At 45.2% G+C, this 17,992-nt stretch carries 18 protein-coding genes; 2 read left to right on the top strand and 16 right to left on the bottom strand.

Annotated elements, in window-relative coordinates:
- Positions 1 to 26 precede the first annotated feature (26 nt).
- The 13 genes from ABE547_RS09515 to ABE547_RS09455 all read right to left on the bottom strand — a co-directional run bounded on the left by ABE547_RS09515 (position 27) and on the right by ABE547_RS09455 (position 12,074).
- Positions 27 to 1,256 carry a threonine/serine exporter family protein gene (locus tag ABE547_RS09515; RefSeq protein ID WP_347378546.1) on the bottom strand — a complete coding sequence of 410 codons (1,230 nt, stop codon included), beginning with the start codon at positions 1,254 to 1,256 and terminating at the stop codon, positions 27 to 29.
- Positions 1,253 to 1,639 (bottom strand): DUF6483 family protein, encoded by a 387-nt coding sequence (locus tag ABE547_RS09510; RefSeq protein WP_347378545.1) that lies wholly within the window; start codon positions 1,637 to 1,639, stop codon positions 1,253 to 1,255. The genes ABE547_RS09515 and ABE547_RS09510 overlap by 4 nt, the downstream gene beginning before the upstream one ends.
- 21 nt (positions 1,640 to 1,660) lie before the next feature.
- A complete protein-coding gene (arsM, locus tag ABE547_RS09505; protein WP_347378544.1) occupies positions 1,661 to 2,440 on the bottom strand; it encodes an arsenite methyltransferase in 780 nt (259 codons plus the stop codon).
- Between the two features lie 59 nt (positions 2,441 to 2,499).
- Complete coding sequence (locus ABE547_RS09500; protein WP_347378543.1) at positions 2,500 to 3,366, bottom strand: DMT family transporter; 867 nt, start codon at positions 3,364 to 3,366, stop codon at positions 2,500 to 2,502.
- Positions 3,367 to 3,445: 79 nt separating this feature from the next.
- Positions 3,446 to 4,477, bottom strand: coding sequence for an RIP metalloprotease RseP (gene rseP, locus ABE547_RS09495; RefSeq protein WP_347378542.1), 1,032 nt, complete (start codon positions 4,475 to 4,477; stop codon positions 3,446 to 3,448).
- Positions 4,478 to 4,485: 8 nt separating this feature from the next.
- Complete coding sequence (locus ABE547_RS09490) at positions 4,486 to 5,628, bottom strand: 1-deoxy-D-xylulose-5-phosphate reductoisomerase (RefSeq protein WP_347378541.1); 1,143 nt, start codon at positions 5,626 to 5,628, stop codon at positions 4,486 to 4,488.
- A gap of 34 nt (positions 5,629 to 5,662) precedes the next feature.
- Entirely contained in the window at positions 5,663 to 6,469 is an 807-nt protein-coding gene (locus ABE547_RS09485) for a phosphatidate cytidylyltransferase (RefSeq protein ID WP_347378540.1), read from the bottom strand.
- Positions 6,462 to 7,214, bottom strand: a complete 753-nt coding sequence (locus ABE547_RS09480; RefSeq protein WP_347378581.1) for an isoprenyl transferase — start codon at positions 7,212 to 7,214, stop codon at positions 6,462 to 6,464. The genes ABE547_RS09485 and ABE547_RS09480 overlap by 8 nt, the downstream gene beginning before the upstream one ends.
- 31 nt (positions 7,215 to 7,245) lie before the next feature.
- Positions 7,246 to 7,797 (bottom strand): ribosome recycling factor, encoded by a 552-nt coding sequence (frr, locus tag ABE547_RS09475; protein ID WP_347378539.1) that lies wholly within the window; start codon positions 7,795 to 7,797, stop codon positions 7,246 to 7,248.
- Positions 7,798 to 7,813: 16 nt separating this feature from the next.
- A complete protein-coding gene (gene pyrH / locus ABE547_RS09470) occupies positions 7,814 to 8,512 on the bottom strand; it encodes a UMP kinase (RefSeq protein ID WP_347378538.1) in 699 nt (232 codons plus the stop codon).
- 87 nt (positions 8,513 to 8,599) lie between these two features.
- Positions 8,600 to 9,958 (bottom strand): MATE family efflux transporter, encoded by a 1,359-nt coding sequence (locus ABE547_RS09465; protein WP_347378537.1) that lies wholly within the window; start codon positions 9,956 to 9,958, stop codon positions 8,600 to 8,602.
- A 173-nt stretch (positions 9,959 to 10,131) separates the two neighbouring features.
- Positions 10,132 to 11,454 (bottom strand): sodium-dependent transporter, encoded by a 1,323-nt coding sequence (locus ABE547_RS09460; protein ID WP_347378536.1) that lies wholly within the window; start codon positions 11,452 to 11,454, stop codon positions 10,132 to 10,134.
- Between the two features lie 56 nt (positions 11,455 to 11,510).
- Entirely contained in the window at positions 11,511 to 12,074 is a 564-nt protein-coding gene (locus tag ABE547_RS09455) for a TetR/AcrR family transcriptional regulator (RefSeq protein ID WP_347378535.1), read from the bottom strand.
- 170 nt (positions 12,075 to 12,244) lie between these two features.
- On the opposite strand from ABE547_RS09455, the gene ABE547_RS09450 reads away from it, so the two are divergent.
- Complete coding sequence (locus ABE547_RS09450; protein ID WP_347378534.1) at positions 12,245 to 12,796, top strand: flavodoxin domain-containing protein; 552 nt, start codon at positions 12,245 to 12,247, stop codon at positions 12,794 to 12,796.
- A gap of 39 nt (positions 12,797 to 12,835) precedes the next feature.
- Positions 12,836 to 14,080, top strand: a complete 1,245-nt coding sequence (locus ABE547_RS09445; RefSeq protein ID WP_347378533.1) for an amidohydrolase family protein — start codon at positions 12,836 to 12,838, stop codon at positions 14,078 to 14,080.
- A gap of 298 nt (positions 14,081 to 14,378) precedes the next feature.
- Here ABE547_RS09445 and ABE547_RS09440 read toward each other — a convergent pair whose 3' ends face one another.
- From ABE547_RS09440 to ABE547_RS09430, 3 genes are read right to left on the bottom strand one after another with little or no spacing between them, the layout of a single operon-like run.
- Positions 14,379 to 15,923 (bottom strand): amino acid carrier protein, encoded by a 1,545-nt coding sequence (locus tag ABE547_RS09440; RefSeq protein ID WP_347378532.1) that lies wholly within the window; start codon positions 15,921 to 15,923, stop codon positions 14,379 to 14,381.
- Positions 15,924 to 15,943: 20 nt separating this feature from the next.
- Complete coding sequence (locus ABE547_RS09435) at positions 15,944 to 17,170, bottom strand: glycoside hydrolase family 3 protein (RefSeq protein ID WP_347378531.1); 1,227 nt, start codon at positions 17,168 to 17,170, stop codon at positions 15,944 to 15,946.
- Positions 17,160 to 17,990, bottom strand: a complete 831-nt coding sequence (locus tag ABE547_RS09430) for a zinc-ribbon domain-containing protein (RefSeq protein WP_347378530.1) — start codon at positions 17,988 to 17,990, stop codon at positions 17,160 to 17,162. Before ABE547_RS09430 ends, ABE547_RS09435 begins: the two co-directional genes overlap by 11 nt.
- Positions 17,991 to 17,992: the final 2 nt, after the last annotated feature.

The raw sequence follows: 17,992 nt of genomic DNA, 5'->3' as shown, positions 1-17,992 counted from the left end.
GGGTCAAGTGATTTTTCAATTTTCTTCTATACTTTTTTTGCACGCACATACCGTGTGGCGATCTCCACAATCAGAAATCCAAATGCAATCGCCGCACACGTCTGCCCGAGCGCAATCGTCTGCTGCTTCGCCATCACATAGTCCGCCTGAACGATCCCATGCATCAGGTAGAACAGGGTTGCTCCCGGAATCACGGGCATGATCGACGTGGTAAGAAATATAGTTGCCGGTGCTTTGTGAACCCGGGACATTATGTAGGAATAAGCTGCCACAAATGTTGCTCCTGCAAGTACAGCTGCCATATCATTTTCATAATAATGCTGAACCAGAAGATAGCACCCACAGTTAATCAGGCCGCCGATTCCCGCCCAGAAAGACTGCCACAGTGCCGCCTTAAAAACCAGTGCAAATCCCATACTTGCCACACCACAGGATATCAGCTGTACCGCAATGCTTGGTGCAATATACATTTCATACATATCCCCTTCAAACAACAGCATTGCAAGCCCGGTCCCACAGGCAATCGCGACTGCTCCAAGACACGCATGAGCAATGTTCAGTATTCCTGAAAGATAAGCCCGGTCCAGCACATCCCGAATCCCGTTTGTAACGCCAAGACCACTGATCAGTACCATATTCAATCCCAGAACGATTCTGTCCGGATGATGCCCCAGTCCGAACCTGGCCACCAGAAAAACTGCAGCCGCCGACAGAAAGGCGACGATAATATTATATACCGCAAGGTTGTCTTCCTTTTTCCCAAGTATATTTCCAAAATATACTTCTACAAGAGCACAGATTACAATACCGACCAGAGTATCCACCACATCACATCCGAAATATACACCGAATCCAACGCCTCCCAGAATCGCCGCAAGATATGCGAGATATACCGGCTGAGGCTTTCGGTTCATAACTTCGTTGTATTTCTCTCTGATCTCTTTTACTGACGGTTGATTCTGACAGATATATCTGGACAGATTGTTCAGATAGTCCAGACGGTCATAATTGAACCCAACCTTATGTATCCTCCGAATCTGTGTAATATAAGGCTTTCCCGGCGGTTTTATTGTCGCCTGTATATTACTCTGGATCACAAAAGCATTGCACTGTTCTGTGCCGTAACTCTCCATCATTCGATAGATACTGTCTTCCGCACGGTTCGTTTCTGCCCCGCTTTTTACCATCTCTTTTCCGATATCCAGAACTACATTCAGTAATGCTTCGAAATCCATATCCTTTTGTCCTTCTCTCATTCTATCATCTCCAGAATTCCTGCATATCCACTTCGCCTCGCAAGATTCTTTAATCCCTCCAGAACCTCTTCTTCCGAATAATTACATTGCTTCAGAAAATCATTCCCTTTCCTGCTGACATACTCATAAAAGAGCAACGCTTCCTCCACATCCGCCTGATTCTGATAGTCGATCTTTTCAAGCAAACTATTTTCCGCTTCATTGATATGCCCATTGTCTGTCAGTTCCTTCCATTCCGGTTCTTTCGAACCGGATACCTGATATTTATTTTCCGGTGGAAGGGTCACCTGAACATATTTCTTTCCCAATATCAGACTGGCAAGTACACGGACTGATTCTTTGATCATACGCATGATATAATCCTGCTCATCTTCGTATTGCATAACGGATACCTCCTGGTAAAGTCAATCATTTTTTTCCTGCTGCGTCTTCCTTGCCGTAACAGATGAAGACATAATATATTCACCAATAGAAAGTTCCCGTCCCCATCGTTCCTCGTATTCTTGTGATACATGCTTTGTCGTGATCTCCACATCCTGAAATCCGGCCATTTTTACAATATTTTCCAGTTCTTCCACCGAAGAAGCGCCGGACACTCAGCAGGAATGCATCTCTTCACTTTCCTTCATCTCCTCCGTAAGCTCTTTCATGATTACAATATCACAGATGGAGATTCTTCCTCCCGGTTTGAGCGCACGATAAATCTCCCGGTATACGCGCGGCTTGTTATCTGAAAGATTGATGACACAGTTGGATATGCATACATCCGCTGTATGATCTGCAACAGGAAGATTCTCGATCTCTCCCAGTCGAAACTCTACATTACGGATCCGGTTTTCCTTCGCTATTTTCCGGGATTTTGACAACATCTCCGGCGTCATATCCACGCCGATCACCCGTCCTCTTCTTCCAACTGCTTTTCCGGCAATAAAACAGTCCAGACCGGCACCGCTCCCCAGATCCAGAACCACTTCTCCGGTCTGAATATGCGCTTTCCGATGCGGATTGCCACATCCAAGTCCCATATTCGCACCTTCCGGAGCCATCGCCAGTTCTTCTGCCGTATATCCGATACTGGCTGACATCTCTTCCGATGAAACGACTTCATTTAAAATGGTTTCCTGATTCCCTCCCAGAGCAATCTTTCCATAATCTTTTCTTACCTGTTCCTGTACTGATTCCATAACGTTCCCCTTTTTACATCATGTTCTTATATCCAATATATACTGCCTGTCTGTTTTCGTCAATTCTGAGTATCTTCCTTCCGGGCCAGAGTTGTATACATGGCAACTCCCAGTATGACCATTCCTCCGATGATCTCCCGTATCGTCGGGATCTCTCTCAGAAACAAAAATGCATACACAATTCCGTATACTGTTTCCAGACCGGAGATCAATCCGGCCGTCTGCGCCTTAACTTTCTTCTGAGCCGATACAAACAGTGTATATGCAAATGCGGTACAGATACAGCCGATAAACAGTATTCCTGCCGCGTCCTGAATCCGCATGCGGATTCTGACAAAAAATACGACCGGAAGAAGTACAAGCGCTGCCGTTCCCTGTTCATAGAAACAGATCAGCTTCCCATCGTATTTTACCGCAAAGTAACGATTTGCCAATGTCAGGATCGCATAAGTGACACTGCAGATCATTCCCCAGATGATTCCCATCGTCATTCGGTTTTCAAGAGAAAACTCCGGAATTGTAATGAACACTCCGACCAGAAGAAGAACCGCTCCCATTACACTCTCTTTACGTATCTTCTCATGATAAACGATCGGCTCAAGAAATGTCAGAAACAACGGATATGTAGAGAACGTGATTGTTCCGATTGCCACAGAAGACACCTGAATGGACTGAAAAAAAGTAGTCCAGTGTATCGCAAGCACTGCCCCGATCACCATGATCAACAGATAATCTTTCCGCTGGTCCAATCGGAGTTTTTCCTTTTTTATCAGAATCATACACAGTAGAAGTATCGAAGAACACACGACTCTCCCCAGTGCAACAAACACTGACGGCACTTCCACAAACTGTCCGATTACTCCTGACAGTCCAAACAGCATTACCGCCACATGAAGATATATAATTGATTTCTTATCTTGTTTCATTCTCTCTTCCTTTCATAACCATAAAAAAGATATATCCGATAACCGGAACCATCCCGGCCATCGGATATCACATCTTCTGTTACATAAATATTCGGCGTATATCGTTATACATTACAAACACCATCAGCACCATCAGCAGCACAATTCCGACCAGATGTACATACCCTTCTTTTTCCGGTGGTATTCTCTTTCTTCTCACAGCTTCTACTGCCAGAAATACCAGCCTTCCTCCATCAAGAGCCGGAAGCGGCAGCAGGTTCATGACACCCAGATTCGCGGACAACAGAATCGCAATATTCAAAAGCTCTGCCAGTACCACAAAGGTTCCGTAAGACTTGCTCTCCTGATAGGTATCATCCACCACATTTACGATTCCGACAGGCCCGGACAACTGGTCCGCACCAATCTGCCCCGTGATCAGCATTTTCAGGCTGTCCAGCGTCGTACATATCCAGAACTTCACCTGATAAGCGCCGTATTGAACTGCCGTAACCGGATTGGCTTTGAAGTAACCGGAACTTGTAACACCAATTCTGGTATATCCCCGTTCTTCGTCCATCTTTGGTGTCAATGTTACCGTCATCTTCTCTCCGTCACGGATAAACGTGACTTCCACATCCTCTCCCTGATGGAACTGATTATAGAAGTTCACCTCCCGGAAGAGATTGATCTTTTTGCTGCCCATCCGGACAATCCTGTCACCGGCCTGCATTCCTGCCTCCGCAACCGGATAGCCACTCTCCACTTCACTGACCACAGGTTTGTCATATCCGATCATCGCAGTAAGTATCACGGAAAAAACCAGCGCCAGAATGAAATTAAAAACAGGGCCTGCAGCGATCACTGAGATTCTTGCCCACACAGACTTATTGTTAAAATTGTTCGGAGAATCTGTTGCTTCCTCATCCTCTCCCATTGCACAGAATCCACCGATCGGAAGAATCCTGACAGAATACTTCGTTCCTTTGTATTCTCTGGAATAGATTGCAGGTCCCATGCCAATTGCAAATTCATCTACATCGATTCCATTCTTTTTTGCAAGCAGAAAATGTCCCAGTTCATGAAAGAACACAATGAAACTGAAGATTAATATTGCCAATATAATACCCAAATTATTCCTTACCTCCTGCTGTTGATTCTCTCATAGGTTGCCGCCTCGGTCTCCAGAATCTGTTCCAGAGTCGGGTTATCTATATTTTTATGAGCCTTCATACAGTCTTCTATGATTTCCATGATTTCCAGATATTTGATTTCCCGTTTCAGGAACTGGCTGACTGCCAGTTCATTTGCCGCATTGAAAACAGTCGGAAGGCTTCCTCCTGTTCTGCCAGCCTCATATGCAAGCTTCAATCCATAGAAAGTCTCCATATCCGGTTTCTCAAACTCCAGCTTTCCAAGACTCCAGAAGTCAACACGTTCTCCCGGAAGATATCTTCTCTCCGGATAATACAGCGCATACTGAATCGGAAGCTTCATGTCCGGAGTCCCAAGCTCTGCCATAATAGCTCCATCCACATATTCAACCATCGAATGAATGATACTCTGTGGCTGCACTACAACCTGTACCTGATCCACGTCTACACCAAACAGCCATTTTGCCTCGATTACTTCCAATCCTTTATTGATCATCGTGGAAGAATCAATCGTAATCTTCTGACCCATGGACCAGTTCGGATGCTTCAGCGCATCTTCCACTTTGATCTCCAACAGCTCCTCTGCCTTTCTTCCACGGAACGGTCCGCCGGAAGCAGTAAGAAGAATCTTGTGAATAGCTTTCTGTTCATTTCCCTGCAGGGACTGAAATATTGCACTGTGTTCACTGTCCACCGGCAGAATGGATACTCCTTTTTCCTTCGCCAGAGGCATGATCAGATGTCCGGCTGTTACCAGCGTCTCTTTGTTGGCAAGCGCAATATCTTTTCCTGCATTGATCGCTTCAATCGTCGGACGGATTCCGATCATTCCGACCACTGCTGTTACCAGTATTTCCGTTCCGGACATGGTTGATACATCCAGAAGCCCCTCCATACCGGACACAACCTTTGTATCCGTATCTGCAATCTTTACTCTCAGCTCCTGTGCTTTATCCTCAGACCACACAGCCACAAGCCTCGGATGAAATTCCCGGATCTGCTCTTCCAGAAGTCGGATATTACTTCCGGCTGCAAGTCCGAGCACTTCGATATCTCCATTCTCCCGGGCCACCTCAAGCGTCTGAGTCCCTATCGAACCCGTCGAACCTAATATCGCTATTTTCTTCATATTCTACCTCTTTCATGAATGCTTTCATATAAGATTACAATGTTCCGGCAAGGAATGTTGCCAGATAATAGATGACAGGTGCCGTAAATATTACACTGTCAAAACGATCCAGAATACCGCCATGTCCCGGAATCAGCTTACCATAATCTTTAATCTCATGATTTCTTTTAATTGCAGAAGCAGCCAGATCTCCGACCTGAGAGATCATGCCGCCGACTCCGCAGATGATCGCATAATGCAGCACATTGGCATCTGCACCTGCCCAATGATTGGCTGCCAGAGCAAAAAGTGCACCAAGGAGTGCAGCTCCGACTACTCCTCCGATTCCGCCTTCTACCGACTTTTTCGGACTGAGCTTCGGCGCCATCTTATGCTTTCCGATCAGCATACCCACACAATATGCACAGGTATCACATCCCCAGGAGCTTAAAAAGATCAGCCACACAACAACCGCCCCATCCGCAAGCATTCTCGTCTGATATACGTAAGAAAGCATAACCGCCACGTAAAACAGCCCAAAGAACACCGTCATAACCTGCTCTGCTCTGTATGTCGGAAATGTAAATACATACACTGCCATAACAACTACAAGGAAAAGAATGGTGAGCAGGGTTACATATTCCATATGCGAACTAATCACCAGAGCATAATAAACGACTGCCGCAAGATATCCTGTCAGTCCCGGCAGTTTATTGTGCACTCCCACAACCTTGTATAATTCTGATAACCCGATCAGACTGATCAGAGCCAGGAATCCAAACAACAGTCCCCCACCGTTTCCGACCGTAAGAATCAGTACAATTACAAGCACAATTCCGCTTAACAATCTTGTCTTAAACATTCTGTTTTTCCTCCTTTACGCCTCCGTACCTTCGATCTCTGGCGTTATACTGCTCAATCGCCTTTAACAGCTCTTCTTTCGTGAAATCAGGCCACGGAACGTCTGTAAAATAGAATTCTGTATATGCCAGCTGCCATAACAGATAATTGGAAAGTCGGAGTTCTCCGCTGGTTCGGATCATAAGATCCGGATCCGGTATATCATGCGTATCCAGATAATGTTCAAAGATCTCTTCATCAATCGCTTCTGTCTTTATCTTTCCGGCAATGCAATCATCTGCAATCCTGCGGACTGCGCGAAGGATCTCATCTCTGCTTCCATAATTAATGGCAATCTGAAAATTCAGGCCGCCATTCTCCTTTGTCGCCTCCTCAAGCTCCAGAATCCGTTTTCTGATATCCTCATCTAATCTTGATATATCCCCGATCACACGCACCTTCATGTCATTCTTTGCAGCCGTTTTCAGGCAAGTCTTCATATAATTTCTCAAAAGCGACATCAGTGCATCCACTTCATCCTTCGGACGGTTCCAGTTCTCTGTAGAAAATGCATATACCGTCAGATACTTGATCCCCATGCGCCATGCTTCCTCGCAGATACGTTCTACATTCTTGCTTCCCTGTGCATGACCATAATTACGCGGCATTCCCTTCGCTCTGGCCCAACGCCCGTTTCCATCCAAGATAATCGCAACATGCTGCGGTACATTCATATTGTCTAATCTCCTTCTATAACGTAAGGACAGCCCCAGTCACCCTGGGCTGCCCTCATCTTACTTATACTGTCATTACTTCTTTGGACTTCTTCTCCACTGACTTATCAATCTCTTTTACATATTTGTCTGTCATCTTCTGAAGATCATCTTCCATATCCTTGATCTCATCTTCAGATACTTCAGAACCTTTCAGTTTCTTTACTGCGTCAATTCCGTCACGGCGGATGTTACGGATTGCAACCTTTGCAGCCTCTCCTTTTTTCTTAACATCCTTTACCAGCTCTTTTCTTCGCTCCTCTGTAAGTTCCGGAAAAACAAGACGGATCGTAGAACCATCATTGGTCGGATTGATTCCAAGATCAGATACCTGAATTGCTTTTTCAATGACCTTCAGCATCTTCTTCTCCCATGGCTGGATCTGGATCATACGTGCTTCCGGAACGGATACATTCGCAACCTGCTGAATCGGAGTCGGTGTTCCATAATAATCTACAACAATCTTGTTCAATACATTCGGATTGGCACGTCCGGCACGGATTGCACTGAGCTCTCCGTCAAGATTCCCCAGCGTCTTTTTCATCTTTTCTTCATAAACATTCAGTCTTGCATTCATAGTTTTTCCTCCTCATTTATGATACGGTCACTTTTGTTCCCGTAAATGTTCCCTTCATAGTTTCTACAATGCTGTTCTCTTCATTCAGTCCGAACACCAGCATCGGCATCTTATTCTCCAGGCACATGATCGACGCGGTAAGATCAACCGCCATCAACTTTTTGTCGATGATCTCCTGAATTGAGATCTCATCATACTTTTTCGCCTGCGGATTTACCTTCGGATCACTGTCATAGATTCCGTCAATCGCCTTTGCCAGAAGCATTGCATCTGCCTCAATCTCAATCGCACGAAGAACTGCTCCTGTATCCGTAGAAAAATACGGATGTCCGGTTCCTCCGGCGAAGAAGATGACCTTTCCCTCATTCAGCGCTTCTACTGCAGCGTCCTTGGAAAACAGAGTCGTAAATGCTCCGCATACAAACGGCGTAAATACTTCTGTCTTCATTCCTGCATAACGAAAGATATCGGACACGTAGATACAGTTCATGACCGTCGCCAGCATGCCGATCTGATCTGCTTTTACACGGTCAATCGTCTCACTGGTTCTTCCCCTCCAGAAATTGCCTCCTCCGGTCACAATCGCAACCTGAATTCCATCATCTACCAACTGCTTTACCTGCTTTGCTACGCCCATACAGGTTGCTTCATCAAATCCGGTCTTTTTATCTCCTGCGAGAGCTTCCCCGCTGAGTTTCAACAATACTCTTTTCATAAGTTCATGCTCCTTAATTGTATGTTCTATGCTTTCTTTGCATAATTATTATAAATTATATCACAGGAAAACGAAAAAGGGAATATCTTACCTGTGAACTCCGGAATTATCTTCTGTTTTTTTCGTGACATTTTTCATAATCCCACAATACATGATGATAAGAAGACCTCCTGCGAGTATCCATGCCGTCGGACTGGCCAGACAAATTCCGGTATAGCTTCCAACGCGGGATGCTGCGATCGCTGCCACACTTCTTCCGATTAATTCTGCAATCCCTGCTGTCATCGGCAGCAGACCATATCCCATTCCCTGGATGCCATTCCGATATATATTGACGAATGTCAGGAAGATCAGAGAACCTCCAATACATTTCAGATAGATATCCACATATCCGGTGATCTGACTGATATTCTCTGATACAAATAATCCTGTCATATATTTTCCGGCAAAAGCAAGAACAGAACCTGCCACAACAGAATATGCAATCCCGATCCATACAGCACTTCGAAATCCATCGCGGACTCGTTCTACCCGCCGTGCTCCCATGTTCTGTGCACAATAAGTCGCCATTGTGGTTCCAATGGCAATATATGCCTGTGTAAATACCTGCTCAATCTTGTTGGCGGCTGAGAACCCTGCAACTGCCACAGATCCGAGCAGATTCAGTGCAGACTGAACAACAATCGTTCCAATCGCTGTGATAGAGTACTGGAATGCCATCGGAAGACCGATTCCCATCTGCCATTTTGCCAGATTCCAGTTCATTTTCCATTCTTCCTTCCCCGGATGCAGAATCGGAACCTTCTTTACAATATAGATCAGACACAGAATTCCGGATATCCCCTGTGAGATCACAGTCGCATATGCAGCCCCTGCCGCGCCCATCTGAAATACAATGATAAAGAGAAGATCCAGGATCATGTTTAACAGTGCTGCCAGGATAAGAAAATACAAAGGTCGCTTACTGTCTCCCACCGCCCTTAAAAGACTGGAAAGAAGATTATAAAGTACCTGTGCCACAATTCCTCCACAGATGATCATGATATAGCTGTAGGCCTGATCATACATGTCGGCCGGTGTATTCATCCAGCACAGGATCTTCTTCATCAATATCATACTTAAAAATGTGAGAACGACTGAGATGATTGCAGAGAGAATGGCCGCTGATACCACAGACTGGCGCACCGCCCGCATATTTCCTGCCCCGAAGTGCTGTGCCGTAATTACGGTGAATCCTGCAGTCAGTCCCATCAGAAATCCAAGAATCAGAAACATCAGCGTTCCACAGGATCCAACTGCCGCAAGAGCCGTATTGCCGACAAATTTACCAACTATTACGGTATCCACCATACTATATAACTGCTGAAATATATTTCCGACCAGAATCGGAAATGTAAAGTTCAATATAATCTTTGTCGGGTTGCCTGTTGTCATATCATTGTGCATCTGTATATCCTCCAACTTCAAAAGATTTTTGGCATATGACAGGACTGTCGCAAATTTAATTCATTTGCGACAGTCCTGTCAAAAAAACTTTATTCATTATATAGATCGTATGTGTCAATTTCAAGATGTATTTTCCACAAAAAATATGACTTTTTAAAATACTTTTTTATAATTTAGCCGATTCCGCCCATCACAATTCCCAGAATCAGAACCAGAAAACAGATCGGACAAAACAGATATTTGCTTACATAATAGACCTTGCTGCTTATTTTCTTTTCCCGTCCTTTATTTACCTGTTCTTCTACATATTCCTTACCGCAGATCCAGAAGAACATGATCGCAGCAAGTCCTGCTCCCAGCGGGCAGATGTAGATGGACAGTACATCCATCCATCCGGACACGATCCCCTGAATGCAGACTGCCACAACAGCGCTGAAAACACCCGTAAGCGCACATGCTTGCACCCGTCCGAGGCCGAACTTTTCCTGTACAGTCGCAATTGGTGCCTCATAAAGATTGATCAGGGAAGACATTCCCGCAAACAACACTGCCACAAAGAATATAATCGCAACCACATGTCCGCCCGGCATGGATTTGAACAGATTGGGCAGGAAGATAAACATCAGTCCCGGTCCCCCCTGATTCAGCTGGCTTCCGGTTGTTGCCATCGCCGGTATGATCACCAGCGCTGCGAGAAGTGCCGCCAGAGTATCAAAGAATGCCACACGCCCTGCGGATGCAGGAATATTCTCCTCATCAGACAGATAGGATCCATAGATCAGCGTTCCGTTTCCGGCAATTGACAGGGAGAAAAATGCCTGCCCAAGCGCAAAGATCCAGGTGGTCGGATCCGCAAGCGCTTTTGGATCCACACGGAAAATATATCGATATCCTTCACTTGCTCCCGGCTGAAAAAAGACATAGATTCCCAGTATCAGAAACAGAATGAAAAACACCGGCATCATGACTTTATTGGCTTTTTCAATCCCGCTTTTCACACCCAGCATCAGAATCAATACAGCCAGAACCAGAGCTCCCAGCAGCCATCCATTATTTCCGAATGCGGAAGCCATACCTCCAAACGCCGCTCCAAATCCTTCCACGTCATTCGCAGCAAGTGTTGTACCTGTAAATGTTCCAACCGCATACTTCAGGATCCATCCAAGCACGACCGTGTATCCGATCGCCATTGCAAGTGATCCCAGAACCGGAATCAGACCGATGGCTTCGCCTATTTTCCGATTCCCCTTCCTTTCACACGCATATCCAAATGCATCCACCGGACCGGATCTTGTGGCTCTTCCGAAACTCATCTCTCCAATGATTCCGGTTGATCCGATCAGGATTACAAAGATAAAATAGGGAATAATAAAGGATCCTCCCCCATATAATGACACTCTGGTCGGAAACATCCAGATATTTCCCATTCCTACTGCTGACCCGATACAGGCAAGGATAAACCCCCATCTCGAGCTGAATGAATCTCTTTTTTTCATAATTGTACCTCTCAATATTATATAATTTTATTTGAATGTAAGCATAGACCATTCCCTCAGGTCTCCACGGAAGGCGATAGAATCCTGCATATGGAATTGCTCACAGAAACTGCGTATTCCTGCGGACTTTCCTTCATCCCGGTCTCCAGCCACCGGAACAGAAGATTTCCGAATCCACCTGCAGAATACTCCATAAAATATTCTGCCTGCGATCTGCTTCCTGCCCGTTCCTCTCCGATTCGCTTTTCCATCACTCTGTGAGACAGATGCCCCGTTGCATAATACAGAATATAGAGTCCAAGTCCATTTTTGTGCATCAGAAGAAGTCGTTCCCGGTGCCTGTACCAGAATTGAAAATAGTCCATGGATATCTGCCGGATATCATACTTTTCAAGTGCCGGATATCCTGTCCGGTATTCTTCACAAAGTCGTTCCAGCCAGTTTCTCAGGACTTCTTCCTTTCCACCGTACAGACGGTAAAATGTCCTCCTGGAGACTTCTGCCTTATCGGCAATCTCTGACACGGTAATTCTTTCATATGGTTCTCTGCCCAGCAACATGAAGAAAGCATCTTCTATCATATGCCTGGATATCTCCTGTTGTCTCTGATGTCCATTCATACCACCATTCTCCAAACTGTCACAAAAAAGCGATTATGTAGCACTTTCCATCCTGTTATTGATTTCTTATATTGCTTTAGTATACTATAGAAATGAAAATGTTACAACTGTGACATTTTATACTTTTCAACGTATTGTTATATTTTACATCATATGATCCGGAGGTTATTATGAATCAGACAATTGTAATATATGAATCAAAATATGGATCTACCAGGCGCTATGCTGAATGGATTGCCGGGGCTCTGTCCTGCCCGGTTCTTGAAAGACGGTCCGTTCGTCCCTCTTCCCTTTCCGAATATGACACGATCATCTATGGAGGCGGTCTGTATGCAGGCGGTGTCAGCGGCATCTCACTCCTTACAAAAAATTATGATTCCATCAAAGAAAAAAATCTTGTTTTATTCACCTGTGGAGTTGCCGATCCACAGGATAAGAATAATGTATCCCACATCCGCGAAGGACTGTCCAGGGTTCTGACCCCGGATATGATGAACGCGATGCAGATCTTTCATCTGCGCGGCGGTATTGATTACTCCCGTCTGAACTTCATTCACAAGTCCATGATGGCTATGCTCCACAAGGTCATGGTCTCAAAAGACCCTTCCGAGTTGACCGAGGAAGATCACATGATGCTTGATACTTATGGAAAAAAGGTGGATTTTTGCGACCGGAATTCCATAGAACCTCTGGTCAGATATGTTTGCTCTCTCAATGCATAAATGGTATAATATAATTAATATTTATGCAAAAGGCAGGGAATGAATATGATTATTTGTGCAAAACACATCATTACCGGTGACGGTAAAACAGTACTGGAAAACCAGGCAGTTGCTATTGAGAACGGAAAGATTAAAAAGATTGGAACCAAAGAGGCACTGATTGCTGAATTCCCGGAAAAAGAGGTCAGAGATTATGGAGATGCGACTCTTTTACCGGGTCTGTGCGATATGCATGTGCATCTTGGCTACTGGTTCTCACAGCCTGACAGCTTCAATTACAATGATCAGCTGATCACTTTGTATGCATTACAGCACGCACAGGCCGCCTTTGAACGCGGCATTACCAGTGTACGTGACATGACTTCTGCAAGAAAGCTATGTGCTACATTAAAGATGGCTGCGGAAAAAGGATTTATCACAATCCCGAGAATTACACATGTTGACAATGGAATGTGCATGACCGGAGGTCATGGATGGGATGATGATATCGCCCAGGTAGACGGACCATGGGAGATCCGCAAAGAGATCCGCCGCCAGGTGCGTGACGGAGCAGAATGGGTGAAGATTCTTACTACGCATAGAAGCCATATCCCTGAGTATACGCAGGAAGAACTGGATGCGGCCGTCGATGAATGCCATCGCAGAGGCATCAAGTGCGGCATCCACGCCGGAACCCAGCCAGGAATTCAGATGAGTATTGATGCCGGCTTTGACACCATCGAACACGGTACTTTCATGACTTATGAGCAGGCACAGCAGATGGCGGAAAAAGGACTTGCCTGGACTCCTACCATTATGGCTTATACTTATCTCTATGAGATCACAAAGAAAAACCTGGAAGAATGTGCAGGAAAACCGGTCAATGATCCTGTTATGCAAAAGGAAATGGCTAACTGGGAGTATTTTGAACCGGCTTACAAAGCTTATCGAGATAACTTCAAAAAGTTTTATGATACCGGTGTTACCATACTTGCCGGAACAGACATGGTCGTATACGGTTCTCCGCTTCTTCCGCTTCCAAGAGAACTTCAGTACATGGTAGAATACGGTATCACTCCGGTGCAGGCTATCCAGACTGCAACCTCCAATCCTGCAAAGGTACTTGGCTTCGAAAATGAACGCGGACTGGTTAAAGAAGGTCTGGACGCAGATCTTCTGGTAGTCGGCGGTGACTTAAGCCAGGATATCACCCTTTTGAATGATGTAAAGCTTGTCACTCTTGGAGGAAAACGCGTCTTCGAAGACGGCATCCGGTATGTAGGAACCGGCAACATGTTTATGTGATTTGCATAGTTTATTGCATTTTCAGCATATGAACTGAAGGGGACACCGCAGTAACGGCTATTCAGCTGTTACTGCGACGTCCCCTCTTTGCACATTTATCTACTCCTCCTGTCTTAGACAAAAGGCCGTCCTTTGTGATAGCCTTTTTCAGGTGACTGCAATTGCAAAAAATCTCTACTGGGTCATCTCAGAGATTTAATAAGAAATCCGTCACATAACATAGAGTGATGACGTTGTGGCAAAAAATATAGTTGAGACTGGGCGCTGCGCGCCTTAGTACGACACTCCCTTTTTATACCTATTTCAAATTCTTTGCACGTTCATCCCAGAAAGCACAGTCATTTCTTCCGATCACTTCTGATGTAAATGGAGTTCCATCATTCTTCTTATAATGTTTCGTTGCCCGCAGCACATATCTTGAACCCACATATACAATCGGAACATTGAAAAATACAATCAGAATATTTCCCAGATCTGAAAATGCCCACAGATTTCCAAGTTCCAGTCCTGCAATATTACAGAGGATACCAAATGCAGCTACAAAAAGGGCAATTCCTCTGACGATATTAATAAACCCTCTGTCTTTTCGGATACGGTTTGCTGCAATCTCAGAAAAGCTGATCATTCCAAGAAGACAGGTGTAAGCAAACATGCCAAAACACAATGTAATCAGGAAAGTTACGATTGCATTTGCGGCCGTTCCCGGTGTCAGCTGTGCAATTGATTCGGTAAATTTCGGCAATTTATCCAGACCAGCCCACGCTTCTGCATTTGGTCCGTCCCAGCAGTGCGCCATCACCACAACAAATCCGGATAGTGTACAGATCACAATCGTATCCAGAAAAACACCGATGGATGCCAGAATTCCCTGCTCGCAAGGATGCTTCGCATCAGAAGCTGCCGCAGACATGGTAATGGTACCCTGTCCTGCCTCGTTGGACATCAAGCCTCGCTTTACCCCCTGTGCAAGCACGGTTCCAAACATACCTCCAAAGAATGCTTCCGGTCGAAAAGCACCGGAAAATACTGCACCAAAGAAGTATGGAACCGATCCGATATTCAGAACGATCAGAACCAGAACCGTCACAATATAAAGAACTGCCATCACCGGCACCATCTTATCTGTCCACTTTGTTACTTTTTTGATTCCTCCGAAAGCAATGATCGCGGTCAGAACAATCGTCAGCGCACCAACCACATAATAAAATGCAGAATCGGAAGCAATGGATGATCCCGTCACAATCTCAGCCATTCTTCCAAGAGAAGATACAACATTGAATCCCTGTGCGGGAAGACAGCAAAATGCATACAGGATATAAAGCAGTGACAGAAATACCCCAATCCATACCTTATTGCCAAGAAGCTTTCTTCCATAGAACGGAAGACCCCCAATAAACTCATCGTCCTTCTTTTCTTTGAAAATCTGCGCCAGAACACCTTCCATATAGGCTACCGCCATTCCGAAGAACGCAGAGATCCACATCCAGAATAATGCTCCAGGTCCTCCTACTGCAATCGCTCCCGTTACGCCAATGATATTTCCCGGCCCCACGCGCATGGCAGAGCTGAGAAGAAATGCCGCAAGCGGAGAGATTCCCGTATCCACCGTACGCTTCTCCATCATGATTCCGATTCCTTTTTTAAAATGCGTCACCTGCATGAATCCAATCCGGAAACTGAAAAAGATACCGGAACCTAATAACAGGATAATGGCAAATGAAAAGTTACCCAGCAGAGGAATGGAAGCATACCATTCAAAATTCGTCGGAAAATCCCATAAAAAATCCGATAAAGGACCGATAAACGCAAAGATACCATTAATTGATTCAAAAACCTCTTGCATATTTTATTCTCTCTTTCTTTTTATTTTATCTGTAGTTTTACAGATAAGATTCTTGTTACCGACTGATCGATTCTCTCCTGCGATATTTCTCCGTTACGAACTGCCTCTATTACCCCTTCATAGGCAGACCGGAAATCCGCAGGCATCAGGATCAGATCCGTCCCTGCCTGTATAGTCTTAACAGCCGCTTCCGATGAAGAATACTGTTGTACAATGGCCCCCATATTCATAGCGTCTGTAATGACAATGCCGTCATATCCCATCTTTTTCCTCAGTACTTCTGTGATCATGTGTTCAGAAAGAGAGGCCGGTTCCTGATTCCCCGTGATCCCCGGCATAGAGATATGTCCGACCATCACAAAAGAGATTCCATCCGCAATCCCCCTCTGAAATGGAATCAACTCACACGATTCCAACTCCTCCAGTGTTTTATCAGAATATGCATATCCGGCATGTGTATCTGCCGAAGTCGTCCCGTGTCCCGGAAAATGCTTATATGTCGCATATATACCGGATTCTGACAATCCTTCCGCCACTGCCTGACACATATCGGAGACAACCTGTGGATCCGTCCCGAATGAACGTTTTTTTACAACCTGATTCTCCGGGTTGGTCAGTACATCCGCAACCGGTGCAAAATCAACATTAAACCCCAATTCTGCCAGAGAAGCACCGATGGACGCACCAATCTCCCTGGCCCTGTTCGTATCATTGGCCTGTCCGATCACGGACATATTTTCAACGGCCGGAACATTAAACTTTCCGGTTCCACTGATCCTTGCAACCGTTCCTCCTTCTTCATCCACACACAAAAGTGCCGGAAGGCCGATCCGTTCCATGCTGTAGGACTGCACATTTGCAAGCATCGTCTTCACCTGTTCCGGTGACTGCAGATTACTGTCCAGATATACAAATCCACCAACCGGAATCTGATCAATCGCATTTCTGGTCGCATCTGCCGCTGCAATGACAGGATCCACTCCTTCTACAAGTGATTCCGGCAGCACAATAAACATCTGGGCCACCTTTTCCTCAAGTGTCATTGTCTGCAGATACTGATTGATCTTCTCTTCCATCTCATTCTCTTCGTTTTTCTGTTCTGTATCTTTCCCACCTGCATCTTCAGTCGACGCTTCCAGCGGTGTCGCGTCTCTTGTCTTCTCATCACCGCTTTTTTTACTGCTGCAGCCACTGCACAATAACAGAAGTACGGCGACCGCCAGCAGACTATATCTTCTAATCTTCATATTCCACAATATATCCTATCTTTCCACTGAAATACGGAACCACACTGATAATATCATTCGGTACATCATTCCAGGTCCACCTGTTCTCATTTTCATAATAATAAAAATCCATGCAGTCTTCTGCTATATCACCATCCTGAAAACTTGGTTCTCCCTGCATCCATTCGCCATATGCCCAATATTCCGGTGAATTAAGCACATCCCCATAGAGTTCATTATTTTCATCCACCCAGTAATAATCTACGCCATTAGCATCACGGCGTCCTCCAAGTCGGAACTGGATCTTATTGTATCCCAGTCTGGCAATGTCCGACAGAATATAATTATATTCCTCTCTGCTGTTGATATGCACCAGATATCCGCCGGCCTGTCGCGCTTTGGCAAATGCTTCCTGCCATGTGCAGTCATCAATTACATAATCATATCTGTGAATTCCACCTTCCGTTGAGTCATATACCGGTTCTTCCTCTTCGACATCTTTTTCTGACTCCTCATCCACTTCTTCCTCAGACATATCTTCGCTGCTTTCTTCTTCCTTTTCTTCCTCTTCAGCCAGAAACTCTTCCATATCAAAGACATCTTCTTCTGCGTCTTTATTCTTTATAGTTTTTACAACCAATCCAAGCACAGCGGCAAGTACCAGTACACCGACAATCAACAAAATCTTCTTCTGATCATTCATTCCTTTTTTTGGCGGAGCCGGCTGCATTTCCGGCTGTTGCCACGGCTGCTGTTCTGTCCTGAATTCGACAGGTGTTCCACAGTTCGTACAGAACTTTGCATTCTCCTTTACTTCCATTCCACAATTCGGGCACTTCACTT

It is taken from the genome of Dorea sp. YH-dor226, assembly GCF_039832105.1.
In the GTDB taxonomy this organism is placed as follows: Bacteria; Bacillota; Clostridia; order Lachnospirales; family Lachnospiraceae; genus Dorea_A.
This window is presented reverse-complemented; position numbering and strand designations above follow the sequence as displayed.